Source organism: Escherichia sp. 10290 (genome assembly GCF_030295155.1).
GTDB lineage: Bacteria > Pseudomonadota > Gammaproteobacteria > Enterobacterales > Enterobacteriaceae > Escherichia > Escherichia coli_F.
In genome coordinates this window covers 2,657,454-2,678,110 of the sequence record NZ_AP025741.1, presented here as the reverse complement: position 1 = coordinate 2,678,110, position 20,657 = coordinate 2,657,454, and the positions used below count along the sequence as shown (strand labels likewise).

Below are 20,657 nucleotides of genomic sequence, written 5' to 3'. Positions count from 1 at the left end.
GCTGTTTTGTGCGGTGGTGAGTGTGTGAGGGCGTGATGACGGGGTGTAAAAAAGCCGCCCGCAGGCGGCGATGTTCAGCCGTTGTCAGTGTCCAGTGAGTAGTTTTTAAATCGGATGACCTCCTGACCGAGCCAGCCGTTTATCTCGCGGATCCTGTCCTGTAACGGGATAAGCTCATTGCGGACAAAGACCTTTGCCACTTTTTCAATATCACCCAGCGATCCGACGTTCTCCGGCTTGCCACCCATCAACTGAAAGGGGATGCGGTGCGCGTCCAGCAGGTCAGCGGCGCTGGCTTTTTTGATATTAAAAAAATCGTCCTTCGTTGCCACTTCACTGAGCGGGATAATTTTAATGCCGTCGGCTTTTCCCTGCGGGGCATAGAGAAACAGATTTTTAAAGTTGTTGCGGCCTTTCGACTTGACCATGTTTTCGCGAAGCATTTCGATATCGTTGCGATCCTGCACGGCATCAGTGACGTACATGATGTATCCGGCATGTGCGCCGTTTTCGTAATACTTGCGGCGGAACAGCGTGGCTGACTCATTCAGCCAGGCAGAGTTAAGGGCGCTGAGATATTCCGGCAGGCCGTACAGCTCCTGATTAATATCCGGCTCCAGCAGATGAAACACGGAGCCGGGCGCGAAAGGTGTCGGCTCGTTGAAGGACGGCACCCACCAGTAAACATCCTCCTCCACGCCACGGCGGGTATATTTTGCCGGTGAGGTTTCCAGTCTGATGACCTTACCGGTGGTGCTGTAACGCTTTTCCAGAAACGCATTACCGAACACCAGAAAATCCAGCACAAAGCGGCTGAAATCCTGCTGGGAAAGCCACGGATGCGGGATAAATGTCGAGGCCAGAATATTGCGTTTGACGTAAATCGGGGAGCTGTGATGCACGGCAGCACGCAGGCTTTTTGCCAGACCGGTAAAGCTGACCGGTGGCTCATACCATCTGCCGTTACTGATGCACTCGACGTAATCCAGAATGTCACGCCGGTCGAGTACCGGTACCGGCTCACCAAAGGTGAATGCCTCCATTTTCGGGGCGCTGGCGGTCATTGTTTTTGCCGCAGGTTGCGGTGTTTTCCCTTTTTTCTTGCTCATCAGTAAAACTCCAGAATGGTGGATGTCAGCGGGGTGCTGATACCGGCGGTGAGTGGCTCATTTAACAGGGCATGCATGGTCGCCCAGGCGAGGTCGGCGTGGCTGGCTTCCTCGCTGCGGCTGGCCTCATAGGTGGCGCTGCGTCCGCTGCTGGTCATGGTCTTGCGGATAGCCATAAACGAGCTGGTGATGTCGGTGGCGCTGACGTCATATTCCAGACAGCCACGGCGGATAACGTCTTTTGCCTTGAGCACCATTGCGGTTTTCATTTCCGGCGTGTAGCGGATATCGCGCGCGGCGGGATAGAACGAGCGCACGAGCTGGAACACGCCGACACCGAGGCCGGTGGCATCAATTCCGATGTATTCGACGTTGTATTTTTCGGTGAGTTTGCGGATGGATTCAGCCTGGGTGGCAAAGTCCATGCCTTTCCACTGGTGACGCTCAAGTATTCTGAATTTGCCACCGGCCACCACCGGCGGTGCCAGCACCACGCATCCGGCGCTGTCGCCACGGTGTGACGGGTCGTAACCAATCCATACCGGGCGGGAGCCGAACGGATTGGCGGCAAAGGGTGCATAGTCTTCCCATTCTTCCAGCGTGTCGACCATGCAGCGTTGCAGCTCCTCGAACGGGAACACCGATGCCTTGTCGTCAACAAATTCACACATGAACAGGTTTTTAAAATCGTCGGCGCTGTTTTCACGTTTGAGCTGCTCAATGTCGAACAGTGTGCAGCCACCTTTCAGGGCGTCCTCAATGGTGACAATCTGCCGCCACTGGCCGTCCGCACAGAGAAGACCTCCAGCAAGGGCGTTATGACTGACGTCGATTTCCACGCGTTCGGCGGCGCTGGCGCGTCCCCGGTTGAACAGTTCACCCGACCAGAACGGGTAGGCGTCATGCGCCAGCGTGGACGGGGTGGAGAAATAGGTCGAGCGCAGGTGACTCTGTGAGGCCATACCTGATGCCACCTTACGCAGTACCTGAAAATTCGGGATCCAGAAAATCTCATCGACGTACAGGTCGCCGTTATGACTCTGCGCGGTGTTGGAGTTGGTGCCGAGAAAAATCAGTTTTGCGCCGTTATTGCCCAGGACAATCGGGTCACCGGTCAGGTCAACGTCAACCAGCCGGGCAAAGGCGATGATGTATTCACGGAACACATACGCCTGCGTTTTACTGGCCGACAGAAAAATCTGGTTATGACCGGTTTTCAGGGCGCGCAGCAGCGCCTCGCGGGAAAAATAAAACGTCGCGCCAATCTGGCGGGATTTCAGGATATCGCGGATGCGGTGCTCAAGCCCGGCGCGATACCAGTGCAACTGATATTCGAAAGACTGCTCAAAGAAAATCTGCTCCAGCTTTTCGATGGCCTCGTCACTGAAAAAATTCTTTTTCGGTTTGCGACGCCCGCCTTTGTTGCGGTTAGCGACGTTCGGATTAAGGTCTGCCTCGTTGCCGGTCTGACTGTAACGGTTGATCCGTGCCAGTCGTTCAATCTGGCGTCCGAGCAGGTCAATTTCCTTGAAGTCACCGCCGGTTTTCTGTGGTTTGATGATGAGCTGGGTCAGCCGCGCTTCCAGACTCATTTCGACACGGCTGATGGGGGCAACGCTGTCCCAGCCGTCGCGCTGTTTCCAGCTCTGCACCGTCGGGCGTTTCATCTGCAACATGGCGGCAATCTGCGGCACGGAAAATCCCTGCCAGTACAGCAGCGCCGCCTGACGACGCGGGTCGTGTAAAAGAGTGGTGTCTGTGGTGATGGTCATGAATACCTCGCCGTGATGAATACACGGCAAGGCTACTGAGTCGCGCCCCGCGATTCGCTAAGGTGCTGTTGTGTCAGTGATAAGCCATCCGGGACTGATGGCGGAGGATGCGCATCGTCGGGAAACTGATGCCGACATGTGACTCCTCTAATCACTATTCAGGACTCCTGACAATGGCAAAAAAAGCATCAAAATTCTTTCGTATCGGCGTTGAGGGTGACACCTGTGACGGGCGTGTCATCAGTGCGCAGGATATTCAGGAAATGGCCGAAACCTTTGACCCGCGAGTCTATGGTTGCCGCATTAACCTGGAACATCTGCGCGGCATCCTGCCTGACGGTATTTTTAAGCGTTATGGCGATGTGGTCGAACTGAAGGCCGAAAAGATTGACGATGATTCGGCGCTGAAAGGCAAATGGGCGCTGTTTGCGAAAATCACCCCGACCGATGACCTTATCGCGATGAACAAGGCCGCGCAGAAGGTCTACACCTCAATGGAAATTCAGCCGAACTTTGCCAACACCGGCAAATGTTATCTGGTGGGGCTGGCCGTCACCGATGACCCGGCAAGCCTCGGCACGGAATACCTGGAATTCTGCCGCACGGCAAAACACAACCCTTTGAACCGCTTCAAATTAAGCCCTGAAAACCTGATTTCAGTGGCAACGCCCGTTGAGCTGGAATTTGAAGACCTGCCTGAAACCGTGTTCACCGCCCTGACCGAAAAGGTGAAATCCATTTTTGGCCGCAAACAGGCCAGCGATGACGCCCGTCTGAATGACGTGCATGAAGCGGTGACCGCTGTTGCTGAACATGTGCAGGAAAAACTGAGCGCCACTGAGCAGCGCCTCGCTGAGATGGAAACCGCCTTTTCTGCACTTAAGCAGGAGGTGACTGACAGGGCGGATGAAACCAGCCAGGCATTCACCCGCCTGAAAAACAGTCTCGACCACACCGAAAGTCTGACCCAGCAGCGCCGCAGCAAGGCCACCGGTGGTGGCGGTGACGCCCTGATGACGAACTGCTGACCGGCGTCAGTCAGTCCGGGAAAACCTTCACGATTAACCATTAATTTCAGGAAAAACTATGCGCCAGGAAACCCGCTTTAAATTTAATGCCTACCTGTCCCGTGTTGCCGAACTGAACGGCATCGACGCCGGTGATGTGTCGAAAAAATTCACCGTTGAACCGTCGGTCACCCAGACCCTGATGAACACCATGCAGGAGTCCTCTGATTTTCTGACCCGTATCAACATTGTGCCGGTCAGCGAAATGAAAGGGGAAAAAATTGGTATCGGTGTCACCGGCTCAATCGCCAGCACCACCGACACTGCCGGTGGCACCGAGCGTCAGCCGAAGGACTTCTCGAAGCTGGCGTCAAACAAGTACGAATGCGACCAGATTAACTTCGATTTTTATATCCGCTACAAAACGCTTGACCTGTGGGCGCGTTATCAGGATTTCCAGCTCCGTATCCGTAACGCCATTATCAAACGCCAGTCCCTTGATTTCATCATGGCCGGTTTTAACGGTGTGAAGCGTGCCGAAACCTCTGACCGCAACAGTAATCCGATGCTGCAGGATGTGGCGGTCGGCTGGCTGCAGAAATACCGCAATGAAGCCCCGGCGCGCGTGATGAGCAAGGTCACTGACGAGGAAGGGCACACCACCTCTGAGGTTATCCGCGTGGGTAAGGGCGGTGATTATGTAAGCCTCGACGCACTGGTGATGGATGCGACCAACAACCTGATTGAACCGTGGTATCAGGAAGACCCTGACCTTGTGGTGATTGTGGGGCGTCAGCTACTGGCGGACAAGTATTTCCCCATCGTTAACAAGGAGCAGGACAACAGCGAAATGCTGGCCGCTGACGTCATCATCAGCCAGAAACGCATCGGTAACCTGCCAGCGGTACGCGTCCCGTACTTCCCGGCGGATGCGATGCTCATCACGAAGCTGGAAAACCTGTCCATCTACTACATGGATGACAGCCATCGCCGCGTGATTGTGGAAAACCCGAAACTCGACCGCGTGGAGAACTACGAGTCAATGAACATTGATTACGTGGTGGAAGACTACGCCGCCGGTTGTCTGGTGGAAAAAATCAAGGTCGGTGATTTCTCCACACCGGCTAAGGCGACCGCAGAGCCGGGAGCGTAACCGATGACGAGTCCCGCACAGCGCCACATGATGCGGGTCTCGGCAGCGATGACCGCGCAGCGGGAAGCCGCCCCGCTGCGACATGCAACTGTCTATGAGCAGATGCTGGTCAAGCTGGCCGCAGACCAGCGCACACTGAAAGCGATTTATTCAAAAGAGCTTAAGGCCGCGAAAAAGCGCGAACTGCTGCCGTTCTGGTTGCCGTGGGTGAACGGTGTGCTGGAGCAGGGCAAAGGTGCACAGGATGACATTCTGATGACGGTCATGCTGTGGCGTCTGGATACCGGCGATATTGCCGGTGCGCTGGAGATTGCCCGTTATGCCCTGAAGTACGGTCTGACCATGCCGGGTAAACACCGCCGCACCCCGCCGTACATGTTCACCGAGGAGGTCGCACTCGCGGCCATGCGCGCTCACGCTGCCGGTGAATCTGTGGATATCCGCCTGCTGACGGAGACCCTTGAACTGACCGCCACGGCTGACATGCCTGATGAAGTGCGCGCAAAGCTGCACAAAATCACCGGTCTGTTTCTGCGTGACGCTGGTGATGCCGCCGGTGCGCTGGCTCACCTGCAACGTGCGACACAGCTCGACTGTCAGGCAGGCGTCAAAAAAGAGATTGAACGACTGGAGCGGGAGCTGAAACCGAAGCCGGAGCCGCAGCCAAAAGCGGTCACCCGCGCCCCGCGTAAGACCCGGAGCGTGACACCGGCAAAACGTGGACGCCCGAAAAAGAAAGCCAGTTAACAACCGAATGCGCCCCGCGCCAGGGCGGCACGCCGGTCAGTGAGGGTGAATCACCTGACACTGCACCGGCGTCCACCGCCCGACTTTTCAGAGGTAGTCATGATGACGCTGATTATTCCGCGAAAGGAGGCTCCCGTGTCCGGTGAGGGTACGGTGGTCATCCCGCAACCGGCAGGCGACGAGCCGGTGATTAAAAACACGTTCTTTTTTCCCGATATCGACCCGAAGCGCGTCCGGGAACGTATGCGCCTTGAGCAGACCGTCGCCCCCGCCCGTCTGCGTGAGGCCATCAAGTCAGGCATGGCGGAGACGAATGCGGAGCTGTACGAGTACCGCGAACAGAAAATTGCCGCCGGTTTTACGCGTCTGGCGGACGTTCCGGCGGACGACATCGACGGTGAAAGCATCAAAGTTTTTTACTACGAGCGCGCCGTGTGTGCGATGGCGACCGCGTCGCTTTATGAGCGTTATCGCGGCGTGGATGCCAGTGCGAAAGGCGACAAGAAGGCCGACAGCATTGACAGCACCATTGATGAACTGTGGCGGGATATGCGCTGGGCGGTGGCGCGTATCCAGGACAAGTCGCGCTGCATCGTGAGTCAAATCTGATGAAGACCTTTGCGCTACAGGGCGACACGCTCGACGCCATTTGTGTCCGGTATTACGGGCGCACTGAGGGCGTGGTCGAGACCGTGCTCGCCGCAAATCCGGGACTGGCTGAACTGGGCGCGGTGCTGCCACACGGCACCGCCGTCGAACTGCCCGACGTTCAGACCGCGCCCGTGGCTGAAACTGTCAATCTGTGGGAGTAACGCATGACAGCAGAAGAAAAAAGCGTCCTGTCGCTTTTCATGATTGGGGTGCTGATTGTTGTCGGCAAGGTGCTTGCCGGTGGTGAACCCATCACCCCGCGTCTGTTTATCGGGCGCATGTTGCTCGGTGGTTTTGTCTCGATGGTTGCCGGTGTTGTTCTGGTGCAGTTTCCTGACCTGTCACTGCCTGCGGTGTGCGGCATCGGCTCCATGCTGGGCATCGCCGGTTATCAGGTGATTGAGATTGCCATTCAGCGCCGTTTTAAGGGCAGGGGGAAACCGTAATGCCGGTAATTAACACGCATCAGAATATCGCCGCCTTTCTCGACATGCTGGCCGTGTCCGAAGGGACGGCGAATCATCCGCTGACGAAAAACCGGGGCTATGACGTGATAGTCACCGGACTGGACGGAAAGCCGGAAATTTTCACCGACTACAGTGACCACCCGTTCGCACATGGTCGACCGGCGAAGGTGTTTAACCGTCGCGGTGAAAAATCCACGGCCTCCGGTCGCTATCAGCAGCTTTACCTGTTCTGGCCGCATTACCGCAAACAGCTTGCCCTGCCGGATTTCAGTCCGTTGTCACAGGACAGACTCGCCATTCAGTTGATCCGCGAACGCGGTGCACTGGATGACATCCGGGCGGGACGCATTGAGCGCGCCATTTCACGCTGTCGCAATATCTGGGCGTCCCTGCCGGGTGCCGGTTACGGTCAGCGTGAGCATTCACTGGAAAAACTGGTCACCGTCTGGCGTACCGCTGGCGGCGTACCGGCTTAAACGGAATAAACACCATGAAGAAATTATCTCTTTCACTGATGCTGAACGTGTCGCTGGCGCTGATGCTGGCACTGTCCCTGATTTACCCGCAGAGCGTGGCCGTCAGTTTTGTCGCCACTTGGGCGATTCTGGCGACGGTTATCTGTGTGGTTGCCGGTGGTGTCGGCGTGTATGCCACAGAGTATGTACTGGAACGCTACGGGCGGGAGCTGCCGCCGGAATCGCTGGCCGTGAAGATTGTCACGTCGCTGTTTTTGCAGCCGGTGCCGTGGCGCAGACGGGCGGCGGCTCTGGTAGTGATGGTGGCGACGTTTATCTCGCTGGTCGCTGCCGGGTGGATTTTTACCGCGCTGATTTATCTCGTGGTATCGGTGTTCTTCCGGTTGATACGTACGGCCCGCCGTCAGCGTTTTGAGGGGCGGGAACCATGTCAAAGCTGATGACTGTGCTGGTTGTGTTGTTATCACTGGCGGTGGCCGGTCTGTTTCTGGTGAAACATAAAAATGCCAGCCTGCGCGCCTCGCTGGACAGGGCGAACAACGTCGCCAGCGGGCAGCAGGCGACCATCACCATGCTGAAAAATCAGCTTCATGTTGCCATCACCAGGGCAGACAAAAACGAGCTGGCGCAGGTTGCCCTGCGTCAGGAACTGGAAAACGCCGCGAAGCGTGAAGCACAGCGCGAGAAAACCATCACGAGGTTACTCAATGAAAACGAAGATTTTCGCCGCTGGTACGGTGCTGACCTGCCTGATGCTGTGCGCCGGTTGCACCAGCGTCCGGCCTGCACCGACGCCAGTGATTGTCGCCAACGCCTGCCCGAAAGTGAGTCTTTGCCCGATGCCGGGCAGTGACCCGCAGACGAACGGCGATTTAAGTGCTGATATCAGGCAGCTTGAGAACGCGCTGGCACGCTGTGCCAGCCAGGTAAAAATGATTAAACACTGTCAGGACGAAAACGATGCTCAAACCCGACAGCCTGCGCAGGGCGCTGACTGATGCCGTCACGGTGCTGAAAACCAGCCCCGAGATGCTGCGGATATTCGTGGATAACGGGAGTATTGCCTCCACACTGGCGACGTCTCTGTCATTCGAAAAGCGTTACACGCTCAATGTGATTGTGACCGACTTTACCGGTGATTTTGACCTGCTCATTGTGCCGGTGCTGGCGTGGCTGCGGGAGAATCAGCCCGACATCATGACCACCGACGCAGGCCAGAAAAAGGGCTTCACGTTTTATGCAGACATCAACAATGACAGCAGCTTTGATATCAGCATCAGCCTGATGCTGACCGAGCGCACGCTGGTCAGTGAGGTGGACGGCGCGCTGCATGTGAAGAATATCCCGGAACCTCCGCCGCCGGAGCCGGTCAACCGTCCGATGGAGCTGTATATCAATGGCGAACTGGTGAGCAAGTGGGATGAATGAGTTTAAGCGTTTTGAAGACCGGCTGGCTGGACTGATTGAATCGCTGTCACCGTCAGGGCGTCGGCGACTGGCGGTAGATATTGCGAAGAAGCTGCGCCAGCGCCAGCAGCAGCGAATTAAATTACAAAAAGCCCCGGATGGTACGCCGTATGTACCGAGAAAAAACCAACCAGTACGAAATAAGAAAGGCCGGATAAAGCGGGAAATGTTTGTGAAATTACGCACTAACCGGTTTATGAAAGCAACAGGTAGCGAGAGTGCGGCGGTGGTGGCGTTTGCCAGCGGAGTACAACGAATTGCGCGAGTACATCAATTAGGGCTTAGGGATAAGCCGGGGCGTAATAGTGCTGTGGTGGAATATCCTGTTCGTGAGTTATTTGGTTTTGACAAGGAATCTATACAATTGATAGAAAGGGAGTTATTAGTGATTCTATCGAAAGATGTTATATGAGACGGGTGTTTGTGGATAAAAAGTTTTCCATTTTGAGAAAAAGAGTAAAGCATTCTCAAAAGAAAGTTATGGATTGTATTATTGCTGACCATAATGCTGATATATGTGTGTTATGCGGGAGTTCTGACGATATTACTCGTGAGCACATTATTCCTCAGTGGGCCTTTGAGTCAAATGCTGAAAAATCTTTAATTAATAAAAAGAATAATCAGTCAACTCATTACATTAAAGCCACTGTACCAGCATGCAGAGTGTGCAATTCTGATTTGCTGGGAGTGTTTGAGTATAACCTGAAGAAATTTCTTACGGAAAAGAGAGGGGAGGAGTTAACAGATTATGAGTATGATTGCATCATATGGTGGTTGCAATACATGGGTTTTAAGTTGCAATTAATGGATTTGCGGAACCGCTTTCTCAGGTATAAAGGTGGTGATTATATCCCGTTTCTTGCAAACTTCCCGGTTGCAATGTTTTGGGGGAATGTCGATACGACGCCGGGGGATGTCTTCAGGATTATACGAAAATCGCGACGCAATCTGATGTCGAAATGGAAGGATAAAAAACATAATTCTTTGATGGTTTTTGAAACATCAAACAAGAGTTTTCATTTCTTTCATAAGGTTGATGAATTTATTTTTATTGAAATTCCTCAGGTTAAGAAGGCGTTTTTCTTCTTTTTTAATAAAGAATTTGACAGCCATGATTTAGCTCATGAGGAGTGTATGAAGATTATAGAGAAGTGCTACAACTAATATTTGTTATGTTGTGTCACAGCTGACAGAACCCTCCATGATTGCTGCTGGTATCGTCCAGCGGCATCCTTCCCGTTATGAACACTCTCGCAAATATTCAGGAACTCGCGCGCGCACTGCGCAATATGATTCGCACCGGCGTTATCGTCGAAACCGACCTTAACGCCGGTCGCTGCCGTGTGCAGACCGGCGGCATGTGCACCGACTGGCTTCAGTGGTTGACCCATCGTGCCGGGCGTTCGCGTACATGGTGGGCACCTTCCGTGGGGGAACAGGTGCTGATTCTGGCCGTGGGCGGTGAACTTGACACGGCGTTTGTTCTGCCGGGGATTTATTCCGGTGATAACCCCGCGCCGTCTGCGTCGGCGGATGCCCTGCATATCCGTTTCCCTGACGGGGCGGTGATTGAGTATGAACCCGAAACCAGTGCACTCATGGTAAGCGGAATTAAAACGGCCAGCGTGACGGCTTCTGATTCTGTTACTGCCACGGTGCCGGTGGTCATGGTGAAAGCATCAACCCGCATCACCATGGACGCACCGGAGGTGGTCTGCACCAACAGGCTGATTACCGACACGCTGGAAGTGCAGAAGGGCGGGACGATGCGCGGCAACATTGAACACACCGGCGGTGAACTCTCATCAAACGGTAAGGTACTGCATACCCATAAACACCCCGGCGACAGCGGCGGCACAACCGGGAGTCCTCTATGACAGCGCGTTATCTCGGAATGAATCGCAGTGATGGCCTGACTGTCACTGACCTTGAGCATATCAGCCAGAGTATCGGCGATATCCTGCGCACACCGGTCGGCTCACGGGTGATGCGTCGTGATTACGGCTCGTTGCTGGAGTCAATGATTGACCAGCCGCAGACCCCGGCGCTTGAGTTGCAGATTAAGGTCGCCTGTTACATGGCCGTGCTGAAATGGGAACCCCGCGTCACCCTGTCATCCGTCACCACGGCGCGCAGTTTTGACGGGCGAATGACGGTCACGTTAACCGGCCAGCACAACGACACCGGCCAGCCACTTTCGTTAACCATCCCTGTGAGTTGAAACCATGCCGATTATCGACCTGAACCAGCTACCCGCACCGGATGTGGTCGAGGAGCTGGACTTTGAAACCATTCTTGCCGAACGCAAGGCGACACTGATTTCCCTTTACCCGGAAGACCAGCAGGAGGCGGTCGCCCGTACCCTGACGCTGGAATCTGAGCCTCTCGTCAAACTGCTGGAGGAAAATGCTTATCGTGAGCTTATCTGGCGTCAGCGTGTGAATGAGGCTGCACGGGCGGTGATGCTGGCCTGTGCCGCCGGTAATGACCTTGATGTAATTGGTGCCAATTACAACACCACACGCCTGATTATCACCCCGGCAGATGATTCGACCCTCCCGCCGACACCGGCCGTGATGGAATCTGACACCGATTATCGTCTGCGTATTCAGCAGGCGTTTGAAGGTTTAAGCGTCGCCGGGTCGGTGGGGGCCTATCAGTATCATGGTCGAAGTGCCGACGGGCGTGTCGCAGATATCTCTGTCACCAGTCCTTCTCCGGCCTGCGTCACCATCTCTGTGCTGTCACGTGAAAATAACGGTGTGGCATCCGAAGACCTGCTGGCGGTGGTGCGCAACGCCCTTAATGGTGAGGACGTCAGACCGGTGGCCGACCGTGTGACCGTGCAGTCTGCCGTCATCGTTGAATACCAGATAAATGCCACGCTTTACCTTTACCCTGGCCCCGAAAGCGAACCCATTCGCGCTGCCGCCGTGAAAAAACTGGAAGCGTATATCACGGCACAGCACCGGCTGGGGCGCGACATCCGACTGTCTGCCATTTATGCCGCTTTGCATGTGGAAGGCGTGCAGCGTGTCGAACTGGCTGCACCGCTGGCCGACATCGTGCTCAACAATACGCAGGCGTCTTTCTGTACCGAATACAGCGTCGTGACCGGAGGCTCGGATGAGTGATTCGCGACTGCTGCCGACCGGCTCATCACCGCTTGAAGTCGCTGCCGCAAAAGCCTGTGCGGAAATTGAAAAAACGCCGGTCAGTATTCGTGAGCTGTGGAACCCGGACACCTGCCCGGCAAATCTGCTGCCGTGGCTGGCGTGGTCATTTTCGGTTGACCGCTGGGATGATAAGTGGCCGGAAGCGACAAAACGCGCTGTTATCCGCGATGCGTATTTCATTCACTGCCATAAGGGCACTATAGGCGCAATCCGGCGTGTGGTGGAGCCGCTCGGCTATCTGATTGAGGTGAGGGAGTGGTGGCAGCTCAACGAGGAGCCGGGGACGTTCCGCATCGTTGTTGGCGTGCTTGAGCAGGGTATTACCGAGGAAATGTATCAGGAGCTGGAGCGCCTCGTTGCTGATGCAAAACCGGCAAGCCGCCATCTGACGGGACTGGCTATCAGTTTAAGTACAACCGGCAACATTTTTGCCGGTGCGGGATGCTATCACGGTGACGCCCTGACGGTTTATCCCTACACCCCGGAGGCCATTATTGTCGGAGGGGATTATTTCCCGGCCTCGGCCATTCATTTAATTGATAACCTGAGAGTAAACGCATGACAGTGAAATACTACGCCATTCTGACTAATCAGGGCGCAGCACGGCTGGCTAACGCGACGATGCTCGGCAGTAAGCTGAATCTGACGCAAATGGCCGTTGGTGATGCGAATGGTGTCTTGCCGACACCAGACCCGGCACAGACAAAACTGATTAACCAGAAACGCATCGCGCCGCTGAATCTTCTGAGTGTTGACCCGAACAACCAGAGCCAGATTATTGCGGAGCAAATCATCCCTGAGAACGAGGGCGGATTCTGGATCCGTGAGATTGGGCTTTATGATGATGAAGGCGTACTCATTGCGGTGGCGAACTGCCCGGAAACGTACAAACCGCAGTTGCAGGAAGGCAGTGGTCGTACCCAGACTATCCGCATGATTCTGGTTGTCACGAATACCGAAGCTATTACGCTGAAAATCGACCCGTCGGTGGTACTGGCGACCCGTAAATACGTGGATGATGAAGTCCTGGAATTAAGGCTGTATGTGGATGACCAGATGAGAAACCACATTGCCGCACAGGATCCTCATACCCAGTATGCACAGAAACATAATCCGACATTTACCGGAGAACCAAAAGCGCCGACGCCTGCCGCAGGGAATAACACCACGCGGATTGCGACCACTGAGTTTGTTCAGGCCGCTATTACCGCTCTGATTAACGGTGCGCCAGCCACGCTGGACACACTGAAAGAAATTGCCGCAGCCATTAACAATGACCCGAAATTCAGTACCACCATTAACAATGCGCTGTCAGGTAAGCAGCCACTGGATGAGACGCTGACTCATTTGAGTGGAAAGGATGTTGCCGGTCTTCTCGCATACCTTGGTTTGGGAGAAGCGGCTAAAAGGAATGTAGGGACAGGGGCGAATCAGATACCTGATATGGGTAGCTTCACGCTTTCTGTTTCAGGTACTGGATATCAAAAATTACCATCAGGTTTTATTCTTCAGTGGGGCTCAATCGGCGCTCCAGGCATTGCACAGGATGTAGTAACCCATTTCCCAATTGCATTTCCAAACAGATGTCTGCGTGTTTTGGTCTCACAAGACTATACACCAGATAGCGGGGCTGTTGGTTATATTGCCTGTGCAGGTTTTAGTCCCGACCCGGTTAAATTTATATCCAGAGCCAGTACTCCTGGCCTCGGCGCTTCATTTTTAGCGTTAGGCTGTTAATTTAGCTATATGGAGTGAAAAATGAATTACATATATTCCGCGACTACAAACTCTTTCTATCCGCTGGAGATGAAAGAGGATTACACTCAAGCTGACTCATGGCCAGATGATGCTGTTGAAGTTGATGAGCAAGTGTATATTGAGTTTTCCGGATTACCGCCGAAAGGAAAAATCCGTATCGCTGGAGAAAATGGTTTTCCTGCATGGTCCGAAATTCCACCACCAACACATGAGGAACAAATTGCTGCAGCCGAACTGGAGAAGCAGCAATTGATTAATCAGGCCAACGATTATATGAACAGTAAACAATGGCCTGGTAAAGCGGCTATTGGTCGTCTGAAAGGTGACGAACTGGCGCAATATAATTTGTGGCTGGATTACCTGGACGCACTGGAACTGGTCGATACTTCCGGTGCGCCAGATATTGAATGGCCTACGCCTCCGGCAGTTCAGGCCAGATGACATCCGGCGCGGTGCTCGTATCTGTTGCCGTCACCGCGTCAATGTAATCCAGCACAGCGTTAAGTCGGGTGGTTTCTGCCTGCGTCAGCTTCCGCCCGGCCTGCAATTTCAGTTGAATCAGACTGATGGAAGCCATTGCAGTATCAATCAGTGACTGACGCTGTGCTTCTGCCGCGTCTACTGCGGCGCTATGCTGTGCCTCAGTATCGGTCACCCATTTCTTACCATCCCATTTATCGAATGGCGTTAACGGGGCGATAGTGGTTGTATTTTCAGGATAATCACCCGGAGCTGTGATTTCTTTGGCGTCTCCCGTTTCGGTGTTATAGACGATTTCACCGCGATGGTCTGGCACATATTCCCATGAGTTTAAATCCATCGAACGGCAGATAGCATAACCCGCCTTATGTATACCAGGTTCATCCAGACAGGAATATGCAGGGATACCGACACCAATGGCAAGATATTCATTTGAAGTAGAAATATATTCCCGAGTTTTACCATCATAGTTATAGACGGTAATATTCCCCGCCTTCGTGGCAATAAGCTCGCTATTTAATACGGCGTTATCCATTATGCAGCCCTCACGATATAGTTAAATGCAATATTTCGTGGACGGGTTTCACTCCCGCCAGTATTACCGATACTCCCTCGTGAATGAAGTGTCGGTGATGGGATCAGACTCCCTCCTGTATTTGCGGCATCAAGTCCCCGTCCTTGTGTGTATGTCTTTTTGAAAATCGTAGCCAGTTCCCATTCATCTTTTGTGTCGTAACCATCATTGGCAACAACAATATGGCGGTGTTTTTCCAGCATCCCTGTCTGAATGCTCAATAAAACACGTCCTGCATCAATACCGCGCCCGTCATCCCAGCCACGAATAAACTCACCACGTAAATCAGGCAATTTATTTGTCGGATAAGCCTTTGCCAGTTCCGGGTATTCTTCAGCAGAAAAAGCCGCACCGTTGCATTTCAGCCAGCCTGTTGGCGGTGTGGCTGAAGGCCATGGAACAGGCACACCAACAGGTAATGCAGAGCCTTCTCCCAAACCAACGTTTATGAAAATGCAGAGATAACGGGCAACTGGCATCATCTCCGGTTTTTATTCAGGGGGATGCTCATGCTTATTGGCTATGTACGCGTGTCAACAAATGACCAGAACACGGAATTGCAGCGTAACGCGCTGGAGTGCGCAGGATGCGAGCGGATTTTTGAGGATAAAATCAGCGGCACGAAGTCCGACCGACCGGGACTGAAAAAACTGCTCAGAACATTATCAGCAGGTGACACTCTGGTAGTCTGGAAGCTGGACCGGCTGGGGCGTAGTATGCGGCATCTGGTCATTCTGGTTGAGGAGCTGCGCGAACGCGGCGTTAATTTTCGCAGCCTGACAGATGCTATTGATACCAGCACGCCGATGGGGCGTTTTTTCTTTCATGTGATGGGTGCCCTGGCTGAAATGGAGCGAGAACTCATTGTCGAGCGGACACGCGCTGGACTGGAAGCGGCCAGAGCCAAAGGGCGTATTGGTGGCAGACGTCCGAAGCTCACCGCGAGTGAGTGGGAGCAGGCCGGGCGGTTGCTGGCTGCGGGGGAATCTCGTCAACGTGTGGCGCTGATTTTTGATATTGGCCTGTCCACGCTCTATAAAAAATTCCCCTCATCAGCGACAAAGAATAAATTGTGTCATCCCTTAGCCAACCGGGACAAATAGCCTGACATCTCCGGCACAACTGAAAATACCACTCACCCATTAACCACGGAGTTAAACGGATGAGTGACTATCATCACGGCGTGCAGGTGCTGGAGATTAACGACGGCACCCGCGTCATTTCCACCGTATCCACTGCCATTGTCGGCATGGTCTGCACGGCCAGCGATGCGGATGCGGAAACCTTCCCCCTCAATAAACCTGTGCTGATTACCAATGTGCAGAGCGCAATTGCAAAGGCCGGTAAAAAAGGCACGCTGGCAGCATCGTTGCAGGCCATCGCTGACCAGTCAAAACCGGTCACCGTTGTCGTGCGTGTGGAAGACGGCACCGGCGACGACGAAGAAACGAAACTCGCGCAGACCGTTTCCAATATCATCGGCACCACCGACGAAAACGGTCAGTACACCGGACTGAAAGCCCTGCTGGCGGCGGAGTCGGTTACCGGTGTTAAACCGCGTATTCTTGGTGTGCCGGGACTGGACACCAAAGAGGTGGCGGTTGCACTGGCATCCGTCTGTCAGAAGCTGCGCGCTTTCGGGTATATCAGCGCATGGGGCTGTAAAACCATTTCCGAGGTGAAAGCCTACCGCCAGAATTTCAGCCAGCGTGAGCTGATGGTCATCTGGCCGGATTTCCTCGCATGGGATACGGTCACCAGTACCACCGCCACCGCGTATGCCACCGCCCGTGCGCTGGGTCTGCGTGCCAAAATCGACCAGGAGCAGGGCTGGCATAAAACGCTGTCCAACGTCGGGGTGAACGGTGTTACCGGCATCAGCGCATCTGTATTCTGGGATTTGCAGGAGTCCGGCACCGATGCTGACCTGCTTAACGAGTCAGGCGTCACAACGCTGATTCGCCGTGACGGTTTCCGCTTCTGGGGTAACCGTACCTGCTCTGATGACCCGCTGTTCCTCTTTGAAAACTACACCCGCACCGCGCAGGTGCTGGCCGACACGATGGCTGAGGCGCATATGTGGGCGGTGGACAAGCCTATCACCGCAACGCTGATTCGCGACATCGTTGACGGCATCAATGCCAAATTCCGTGAGCTGAAAACAAACGGCTATATCGTGGATGCGACCTGCTGGTTCAGCGAAGAATCCAACGATGCGGAAACCCTTAAGGCCGGAAAACTGTATATCGACTACGACTATACCCCGGTGCCTCCTCTTGAAAACCTGACCCTGCGCCAGCGTATTACCGATAAATACCTGGCAAATCTGGTCACCTCGGTTAACAGCAATTAAGGAGCCTGACCGATGGCAATGCCGCGCAAACTCAAGTTAATGAACGTCTTTCTGAACGGCTACAGCTATCAGGGCGTTGCAAAGTCCGTCACGCTGCCAAAACTGACCCGTAAGCTCGAAAACTATCGCGGTGCGGGGATGAACGGCAGCGCACCGGTAGACCTCGGCCTTGATGACGATGCGCTGTCAATGGAGTGGTCGCTCGGGGGCTTCCCGGATTCGGTTATCTGGGAGCTTTACGCCGCAACCGGCGTGGATGCCGTGCCGATTCGTTTTGCAGGCTCTTACCAGCGCGACGATACCGGCGAAACGGTGGCCGTCGAAGTGGTCATGCGTGGACGTCAGAAAGAAATCGACACCGGCGAGGGCAAACAGGGAGAAGACACCGAGTCGAAAATCTCCGTGGTCTGCACCTATTTCCGGCTGACGATGGACGGTAAGGAGCTGGTCGAAATTGACACCATCAACATGATTGAAAAGGTGAACGGCGTCGACCGGCTGGAGCAACACCGCCGCAATATCGGCCTGTGATTTTCATCCGGTCAGCCTGGCTGGCCGGTTAACCCTGATTCAGAAGTGAGAAAACCATGAACAAAGAAAATGTCATTACCCTGGACAATCCGGTCAAACGTGGTGAGCAGGTTATCGAACAGGTCACGCTGATGAAACCCAATGCCGGGACGCTACGCGGTGTCAGTCTGGCTGCGGTTGCAAACTCCGAAGTCGATGCACTGATTAAGGTGCTGCCGCGCATGACGGCACCGATGCTGACAGAGCAGGAAGTCGCCGCGCTGGAACTGCCTGACCTTGTGGCGCTGGCCGGTAAGGTGGTCGGTTTTTTGTCGCCGAACTCGGTGCAGTGACGTTTCCAAAAAATCTCTCGGTCGATGACCTGATGGCGGATGTGGCAGTGATATTTCACTGGCCGCCATCAGAACTGTATCCCATGAGCCTGACCGAACTCATCACATGGCGCGAAAAGGCGCTCCGGCGAAGCGGAAACACGAATGAGTAACAATGTAAAATTACAGGTATTGCTCAGGGCTGTTGACCAGGCATCCCGCCCGTTTAAATCCATCCGCACAGCGAGTAAGTCGCTGTCGGGGGATATCCGGGAAACACAAAAATCACTGCGCGAGCTGAACGGTCACGCATCCCGTATTGAGGGATTCCGCAAGACCAGTGCACAGCTCGCCGTGACTGGTCATGCACTTGAAAAGGCACGGCAGGAGGCCGAAGCCCTTGCCACACAGTTTAAAAACACCGAACGTCCGACCCGTGCTCAGGCGAAAGTGCTGGAATCAGCAAAGCGAGCGGCGGAGGACTTACAGGCGAAATATAACCGCCTGACGGATTCCGTTAAACGCCAGCAGCGGGAACTGGCCGCTGTGGGAATTAATACCCGCAATCTTGCACATGATGAGCAGGGGCTGAAAAACCGTATCAGTGAAACCACCGCACAGCTTAATCGTCAGCGCGACGCACTGGCGCGTGTCAGTGCGCAACAGGCAAAACTTAACGCAGTAAAACAGCGTTATCAGGCCGGAAAGGAACTGGCCGGAAATATGGCCTCAGTGGGCGCTGCCGGTGTGGGGATTGCGGCGGCGGGAACGATGGCCGGAGTTAAGCTGCTGATGCCCGGTTATGAGTTTGCGCAGAAAAACTCAGAATTGCAGGCCGTGCTAGGAGTGGCAAAAGACTCCGCCGAAATGACCGCACTCCGCAAGCAGGCGCGCCAGCTCGGCGACAATACCGCAGCCTCGGCAGATGATGCAGCCGGTGCACAGATTATCATCGCGAAAGCGGGTGGGGATGTTGATGCCATTCAGGCGGCAACGCCGGTCACGCTGAATATGGCGCTGGCGAACCGCCGCACGATGGAAGAAAACGCCGCCCTGCTGATGGGGATGAAATCCGCCTTTCAGCTTTCAAACGATAAGGTCGCTCATATCGGGGATGTTCTCTCCATGACGATGAACAAAACCGCCGCCGATTTTGACGGCATGAGCGATGCGCTGACCTATGCCGCACCTGTGGCAAAAAATGCCGGTGTCAGCATTGAAGAAACCGCCGCAATGGTCGGGGCGCTGCATGATGCAAAAATCACAGGCTCAATGGCGGGGACGGGAAGCCGTGCCGTGTTAAGCCGCCTGCAGGCACCGACGGGAAAAGCATGGGATGCACTCAAAGAGCTTGGCGTGAAAACCTCAGACAGCAAGGGAAACACCCGGCCAATATTTACCATTCTGAAAGAAATGCAGGCCAGTTTTGAGAAAAACCGGCTCGGTACTGCCCAGCAGGCTGAATACATGAAAACTATTTTCGGGGAGGAGGCCAGCTCAGCCGCCGCCGTGCTGATGACTGCCGCCTCAACCGGAAAGCTGGACAAACTGACCGCTGCGTTTAAAGCCTCAGACGGGAAGACTGCCGAGCTGGTAAATATCATGCAGGACAACCTCGGCGGTGACTTTAAGGAGTTTCAGTCCGCTTATGAGGCGGTGGGGACAGACCTGTTTGACCAGCAGGAAGGCGCACTGCGTAAGCTCACGCAGACGGCCACAAAGTATGTGTTAAAACTCGACGGCTGGATCCAGAAAAACAAATCACTGGCGTCAACCATCGGCCTCATTGTCGGTGGCGCGCTGGCGCTTATTGGCATCATCGGTGCCATTGGTCTTGTAGCCTGGCCGGTTATCACTGGCATCAATGCCATCATCGCGGCAGCAGGCGCAATGGGGGCAGTCTTCACGACGGTTGGCAGTGCTGTTATGACCGCCATCGGGGCGATTAGCTGGCCGGTTGTGGCCGTGGTGGCCGCCATTGTCGCCGGGGCGTTGCTTATCCGTAAATACTGGGAGCCTGTCAGCGCATTCTTTGGCGGTGTGGTGGAAGGGCTGAAAGCGGCATTTGCGCCGGTGGGGGAACTGTTCACGCCACTTAAGCCGGTGTTCGACTGGCTGGGCGAAAAGTTACAGGCCGCGTGGCAGTGGTTTAAAAACCTGATTGCCCCGGTCAAAGCCACTCAGGACACCCTGAACAGTTGCCGTGACACGGGGGTCATGTTCGGGCAGGCACTGGCTGACGCGCTGATGCTGCCGCTTAATGCGTTCAACAAACTGCGCAGCGGTATTGACTGGGTACTGGAAAAACTCGGTGTTATCAACAAAGAGTCAGACACACTTGACCAGACCGCCGCCAGAACTCAAGCCGCCACGTATGGCAGCGGTGGTTATATTCCGGCGACCAGCTCTTATGCAGGCTATCAGGCTTATCAGCCGGTCACGGCACCGGCTGGCCGCTCTTATGTAGACCAGAGTAAAAACGAATATCACATCAGCCTGACGGGTGGTACTGCGCCGGGGACACAGCTTGACCGCCAGTTACAGGATGCGCTCGAAAAATACGAGCGGGATAAACGTGCGCGCGCCCGTGCCAGCATGATGCATGACGGTTAAGGAGGTGACGAA

29 protein-coding genes are annotated in these 20,657 nt (G+C 54.6%); 25 read left to right on the top strand and 4 right to left on the bottom strand.

What is annotated here, in order from left to right:
- Window positions 1–74 precede the first annotated feature (74 nt).
- Complete coding sequence (locus QUE74_RS13580; protein ID WP_000038185.1) at window positions 75–1,109, bottom strand: phage portal protein; 1,035 nt, start codon at window positions 1,107–1,109, stop codon at window positions 75–77.
- Complete coding sequence (locus QUE74_RS13575) at window positions 1,109–2,881, bottom strand: terminase ATPase subunit family protein (RefSeq protein WP_000156841.1); 1,773 nt, start codon at window positions 2,879–2,881, stop codon at window positions 1,109–1,111. The genes QUE74_RS13580 and QUE74_RS13575 overlap by 1 nt, the downstream gene beginning before the upstream one ends.
- Window positions 2,882–3,054: 173 nt before the next feature.
- Between QUE74_RS13575 and QUE74_RS13570 the strand changes: the two genes are divergently transcribed.
- From QUE74_RS13570 to QUE74_RS13480, 19 genes are all read left to right on the top strand, one after another.
- A complete protein-coding gene (locus QUE74_RS13570; RefSeq protein ID WP_001074421.1) occupies window positions 3,055–3,909 on the top strand; it encodes a GPO family capsid scaffolding protein in 855 nt (284 codons plus the stop codon).
- A gap of 58 nt (window positions 3,910–3,967) precedes the next feature.
- Complete coding sequence (locus tag QUE74_RS13565; RefSeq protein ID WP_001248550.1) at window positions 3,968–5,041, top strand: phage major capsid protein, P2 family; 1,074 nt, start codon at window positions 3,968–3,970, stop codon at window positions 5,039–5,041.
- A 3-nt stretch (window positions 5,042–5,044) separates the two neighbouring features.
- On the top strand, window positions 5,045–5,788 hold the full coding sequence (locus QUE74_RS13560; RefSeq protein ID WP_000203428.1) for a phage terminase small subunit: 744 nt from the start codon (window positions 5,045–5,047) through the stop codon (window positions 5,786–5,788).
- A 99-nt stretch (window positions 5,789–5,887) separates the two neighbouring features.
- Window positions 5,888–6,397, top strand: coding sequence for a head completion/stabilization protein (locus QUE74_RS13555; protein ID WP_000988635.1), 510 nt, complete (start codon window positions 5,888–5,890; stop codon window positions 6,395–6,397).
- Window positions 6,397–6,600, top strand: coding sequence for a tail protein X (locus QUE74_RS13550; protein WP_000846409.1), 204 nt, complete (start codon window positions 6,397–6,399; stop codon window positions 6,598–6,600). The genes QUE74_RS13555 and QUE74_RS13550 overlap by 1 nt, the downstream gene beginning before the upstream one ends.
- A gap of 3 nt (window positions 6,601–6,603) precedes the next feature.
- Window positions 6,604–6,885, top strand: a complete 282-nt coding sequence (locus QUE74_RS13545) for a phage holin family protein (protein ID WP_000123123.1) — start codon at window positions 6,604–6,606, stop codon at window positions 6,883–6,885.
- Window positions 6,885–7,382 carry a glycoside hydrolase family 24 protein gene (locus QUE74_RS13540; RefSeq protein WP_001144101.1) on the top strand — a complete coding sequence of 166 codons (498 nt, stop codon included), beginning with the start codon at window positions 6,885–6,887 and terminating at the stop codon, window positions 7,380–7,382. The genes QUE74_RS13545 and QUE74_RS13540 overlap by 1 nt, the downstream gene beginning before the upstream one ends.
- 14 nt (window positions 7,383–7,396) lie before the next feature.
- Complete coding sequence (locus tag QUE74_RS13535) at window positions 7,397–7,822, top strand: DNZ54_00345 family protein (RefSeq protein ID WP_000736611.1); 426 nt, start codon at window positions 7,397–7,399, stop codon at window positions 7,820–7,822.
- Window positions 7,810–8,235, top strand: a complete 426-nt coding sequence (gene lysB / locus QUE74_RS13530) for an Rz-like lysis system protein LysB (RefSeq protein WP_000040698.1) — start codon at window positions 7,810–7,812, stop codon at window positions 8,233–8,235. The genes QUE74_RS13535 and lysB overlap by 13 nt, the downstream gene beginning before the upstream one ends.
- Window positions 8,135–8,380, top strand: coding sequence for an Rz1-like lysis system protein LysC (lysC, locus tag QUE74_RS13525; protein WP_139531265.1), 246 nt, complete (start codon window positions 8,135–8,137; stop codon window positions 8,378–8,380). Before lysB ends, lysC begins: the two co-directional genes overlap by 101 nt.
- Window positions 8,343–8,810 carry a phage tail protein gene (locus QUE74_RS13520; RefSeq protein WP_000917178.1) on the top strand — a complete coding sequence of 156 codons (468 nt, stop codon included), beginning with the start codon at window positions 8,343–8,345 and terminating at the stop codon, window positions 8,808–8,810. The genes lysC and QUE74_RS13520 overlap by 38 nt, the downstream gene beginning before the upstream one ends.
- Window positions 8,803–9,261 (top strand): phage virion morphogenesis protein, encoded by a 459-nt coding sequence (locus tag QUE74_RS13515; protein WP_001001766.1) that lies wholly within the window; start codon window positions 8,803–8,805, stop codon window positions 9,259–9,261. The genes QUE74_RS13520 and QUE74_RS13515 overlap by 8 nt, the downstream gene beginning before the upstream one ends.
- 11 nt (window positions 9,262–9,272) lie before the next feature.
- On the top strand, window positions 9,273–10,013 hold the full coding sequence (locus QUE74_RS13510; protein ID WP_223381075.1) for a hypothetical protein: 741 nt from the start codon (window positions 9,273–9,275) through the stop codon (window positions 10,011–10,013).
- 77 nt (window positions 10,014–10,090) lie between these two features.
- Window positions 10,091–10,726 carry a phage baseplate assembly protein V gene (locus QUE74_RS13505; RefSeq protein ID WP_001093754.1) on the top strand — a complete coding sequence of 212 codons (636 nt, stop codon included), beginning with the start codon at window positions 10,091–10,093 and terminating at the stop codon, window positions 10,724–10,726.
- Window positions 10,723–11,070: a GPW/gp25 family protein gene (locus tag QUE74_RS13500; protein WP_000127171.1), complete on the top strand. Its 348-nt coding sequence runs from the start codon at window positions 10,723–10,725 to the stop codon at window positions 11,068–11,070. Before QUE74_RS13505 ends, QUE74_RS13500 begins: the two co-directional genes overlap by 4 nt.
- A 4-nt stretch (window positions 11,071–11,074) precedes the next feature.
- A complete protein-coding gene (locus tag QUE74_RS13495) occupies window positions 11,075–11,983 on the top strand; it encodes a baseplate assembly protein (RefSeq protein WP_001121487.1) in 909 nt (302 codons plus the stop codon).
- Window positions 11,976–12,587: a phage tail protein I gene (locus QUE74_RS13490; RefSeq protein ID WP_001285340.1), complete on the top strand. Its 612-nt coding sequence runs from the start codon at window positions 11,976–11,978 to the stop codon at window positions 12,585–12,587. The genes QUE74_RS13495 and QUE74_RS13490 overlap by 8 nt, the downstream gene beginning before the upstream one ends.
- Entirely contained in the window at window positions 12,584–13,762 is a 1,179-nt protein-coding gene (locus QUE74_RS13485; RefSeq protein WP_072253285.1) for a phage tail protein, read from the top strand. The genes QUE74_RS13490 and QUE74_RS13485 overlap by 4 nt, the downstream gene beginning before the upstream one ends.
- 21 nt (window positions 13,763–13,783) lie before the next feature.
- Window positions 13,784–14,224, top strand: a complete 441-nt coding sequence (locus QUE74_RS13480) for a tail fiber assembly protein (RefSeq protein ID WP_001106828.1) — start codon at window positions 13,784–13,786, stop codon at window positions 14,222–14,224.
- Here the strand turns inward: QUE74_RS13480 and QUE74_RS13475 are convergent.
- Complete coding sequence (locus QUE74_RS13475; RefSeq protein WP_000368085.1) at window positions 14,196–14,798, bottom strand: tail fiber assembly protein; 603 nt, start codon at window positions 14,796–14,798, stop codon at window positions 14,196–14,198. The genes QUE74_RS13480 and QUE74_RS13475 overlap by 29 nt on opposite strands.
- Entirely contained in the window at window positions 14,798–15,316 is a 519-nt protein-coding gene (locus tag QUE74_RS13470; protein WP_032151675.1) for a phage tail protein, read from the bottom strand. The genes QUE74_RS13475 and QUE74_RS13470 overlap by 1 nt, the downstream gene beginning before the upstream one ends.
- Window positions 15,317–15,346: 30 nt before the next feature.
- On the opposite strand from QUE74_RS13470, the gene QUE74_RS13465 reads away from it, so the two are divergent.
- Genes QUE74_RS13465 through QUE74_RS13440 form a run of 6 tightly spaced genes read left to right on the top strand, consistent with a single transcriptional unit; the run spans window position 15,347 to window position 20,645 of the window.
- A complete protein-coding gene (locus QUE74_RS13465) occupies window positions 15,347–15,940 on the top strand; it encodes a recombinase family protein (RefSeq protein ID WP_000905107.1) in 594 nt (197 codons plus the stop codon).
- A 59-nt stretch (window positions 15,941–15,999) separates the two neighbouring features.
- The gene (locus QUE74_RS13460; RefSeq protein WP_001286716.1) at window positions 16,000–17,190 is read left to right on the top strand and encodes a phage tail sheath protein; all 1,191 of its coding nucleotides are present in this window, start codon (window positions 16,000–16,002) and stop codon (window positions 17,188–17,190) included.
- A gap of 12 nt (window positions 17,191–17,202) precedes the next feature.
- The gene (locus QUE74_RS13455; RefSeq protein WP_001251408.1) at window positions 17,203–17,721 is read left to right on the top strand and encodes a phage major tail tube protein; all 519 of its coding nucleotides are present in this window, start codon (window positions 17,203–17,205) and stop codon (window positions 17,719–17,721) included.
- Between the two features lie 56 nt (window positions 17,722–17,777).
- Window positions 17,778–18,053 (top strand): phage tail assembly protein, encoded by a 276-nt coding sequence (locus tag QUE74_RS13450; RefSeq protein ID WP_001031303.1) that lies wholly within the window; start codon window positions 17,778–17,780, stop codon window positions 18,051–18,053.
- The gene (locus QUE74_RS13445; RefSeq protein WP_000143830.1) at window positions 18,050–18,205 is read left to right on the top strand and encodes a GpE family phage tail protein; all 156 of its coding nucleotides are present in this window, start codon (window positions 18,050–18,052) and stop codon (window positions 18,203–18,205) included. Before QUE74_RS13450 ends, QUE74_RS13445 begins: the two co-directional genes overlap by 4 nt.
- A complete protein-coding gene (locus QUE74_RS13440; protein WP_000069934.1) occupies window positions 18,198–20,645 on the top strand; it encodes a phage tail tape measure protein in 2,448 nt (815 codons plus the stop codon). The genes QUE74_RS13445 and QUE74_RS13440 overlap by 8 nt, the downstream gene beginning before the upstream one ends.
- Window positions 20,646–20,657: the final 12 nt, after the last annotated feature.